This is a genomic window from Microbacterium sp. BF1 (genome assembly GCF_019279095.1).
GTDB lineage: Bacteria > Actinomycetota > Actinomycetes > Actinomycetales > Microbacteriaceae > Microbacterium > Microbacterium maritypicum.
The window spans coordinates 1-1361 of record NZ_JAGYWT010000611.1 but is presented as its reverse complement, the minus strand read 5'-3'; the positions used below and the strand labels follow the sequence as shown (position 1 = coordinate 1361).

Below are 1361 nucleotides of genomic sequence, written 5' to 3'. Positions count from 1 at the left end.
CGAAACCGTCGGCGGTCCGCTCGAAATCCTCGTCGGCCGGGAGCTTCGCACCGGCGAACGGGGCCACACACGCGCGCTCGGTGACCTCTGCCCAGAACCAGGAGGGCGAGAGCGTCCAGGTCGTCGCGACCACGGCGCCACGGCTCACGCGCCGCAGCTCGGCGGCTGACCTGCGTGGAGAGGCGACATGGTTCAGGACGAAGTTCGCGACCACCACATCGACGGCACCGTCGGCGAACGGCAGATCCGGCAGCCCCGCATCGAGCATGTCGACCTGCGGTCGTTCGCGGCGGGACACCCTCCGCATCGACTCCTCCGGCTCACACGCCTGGACGCTCCATCCCGTCTCCGCCCACAGTGCAGCGAGCCTGCCGTCGCCCGCGCCGACATCGAGCAGGCTGCGCCCTCCCGGTGCGCCGAGTGCGCGTTGCATCGTCGAGAAGGTCCCTGCGCAGAGTGCGGCGTAGGAAGCGGAATATGCCTCGCCGACGCCGACCCAGTCCTTCATCGGACGCCGGAGCGGGCGAGCGGGGAGAGCGCCACGATCGCGACGACCAGGACGAAAGCCGCGATGCCGAGTCCCGAGTACTGGAAGTTCGACAGCACCACGCCGGCAAGCACAGACCCGGCGGCAGCCGAGAGGCTCATCAGCGAATCGCTGCGCCCCTGCCTGCGGGTGCGCAGCTCGGGCGCCGAAGCCTCGGTGAGCAGTGCGGCGCCGGCAACCGTCGCCGCACTCCACCCCAGCCCCAGCAGGATGAGGGCCACCATCACGCCCCACGCCTCCGTACCCGTGAACACGGCGAACGCGAGAGCTCCGGCGAGCAGTACCTGTCCGAGCAGAACGACCTGCAGTCGGCCCCATCGATCGGCCAACACACCGAAGACCGGGGACAGCGCGTACATGCCACCGACGTGCAGAGCGATCGTGATCCCCACGAGCGCCGAGACATCTGCCGGACTCGCGGCCATGCCCCCGGCGCCGTGGGCCATGTGCGACAGGTGCACCGGAGTCATGGCCATCACCGAGGCCATCACCACATGAGAGCCGGCGATCGCGAAGATCGCATAGCGGGCGACCCGCGGGCGATCCACCGCCACCGCTCCGGCGGCCGCGGTCGACGCCTTCGCGAGCCGCTGGGCCGCCAGAAGCGGATCAGGACGCAGCGCGACGATGTAGAGCAGCAGCGCTGCGCACTGCGCGACGAAGGAGAACAGATACGAGCCCGTCTGCGGTGGCATCCCGACCGCCTGCCCGACGATCTCCCCAGGGCCCAGCAGCAGTGGGCCGGCGACACCGCCGATGGTCGTCGACCAGACGACGATCGACAGGTCGCGGCCTCGGTGCTGCGGGGCGGCGA

General features: G+C 70.5%; 2 protein-coding genes. Both read right to left on the bottom strand.

The genetic code is table 11. From position 1 onward, the window contains the following. A partial coding sequence (locus KZA10_RS15400; RefSeq protein ID WP_218683322.1) for a class I SAM-dependent methyltransferase occupies nucleotides 1-508 on the bottom strand: 508 nt, incomplete at its 3' end. Then, a partial coding sequence (locus tag KZA10_RS15395) for an MFS transporter (protein WP_218683321.1) occupies nucleotides 505-1361 on the bottom strand: 857 nt, incomplete at its 5' end. The genes KZA10_RS15395 and KZA10_RS15400, both read right to left, overlap by 4 nt.